Here is a 474-nt window from a genome sequence, read left to right as displayed (position 1 = left end):
GTAGTAAGCCTGAGCGCCTGCCAGCGCCACGCGGAAGCCGGTCATCACTTCGTCGATAATCAGCAGGGCGCCAAATTCGTCGCACAGGGCGCGCAGGCCCGGCAGGAATTCCGGCTGCGGCGGAATGCAGTTCATATTTCCGGCCACCGGCTCGACGATGATGCAGGCGATCTCCTGCGGATACTGCTCGAACGCCGCGCGCACCGAGGCGAGGTCGTTATAAGTGCAGGTCAGGGTATGTTTGGCGAAATCGGCCGGGACGCCCGGCGAGTTCGGCTGGCCGAGGGTCAACGCGCCGGAACCGGCTTTCACCAGCAGGCAGTCGGCATGGCCGTGGTAGCAGCCTTCGAACTTAATGATTTTGTCGCGACCGGTGAAGCCGCGCGCCAGGCGAATGGCGCTCATGGTGGCTTCGGTACCGGAGTTCACCATCCGCACCATATCCATGGTCGGCACCAGCTCGGTCACCAGGGC

At 63.7% G+C, this 474-nt stretch carries 1 protein-coding gene; it reads right to left on the bottom strand.

Annotated elements, in window-relative coordinates:
* Positions 1-474, bottom strand: a 474-nt coding sequence (locus I6F09_RS37220; RefSeq protein ID WP_225190205.1) for an aminotransferase class III-fold pyridoxal phosphate-dependent enzyme, incomplete at both ends; no start/stop codon positions are given.

Source organism: Bradyrhizobium sp. IC3195, from assembly GCF_020193585.1.
GTDB classification, from domain to species: Bacteria; Pseudomonadota; Alphaproteobacteria; order Rhizobiales; family Xanthobacteraceae; genus Bradyrhizobium; species Bradyrhizobium yuanmingense.
Note: the sequence above shows the minus strand (reverse complement) of the source record. Positions and strands in the feature narration are given on the sequence as shown.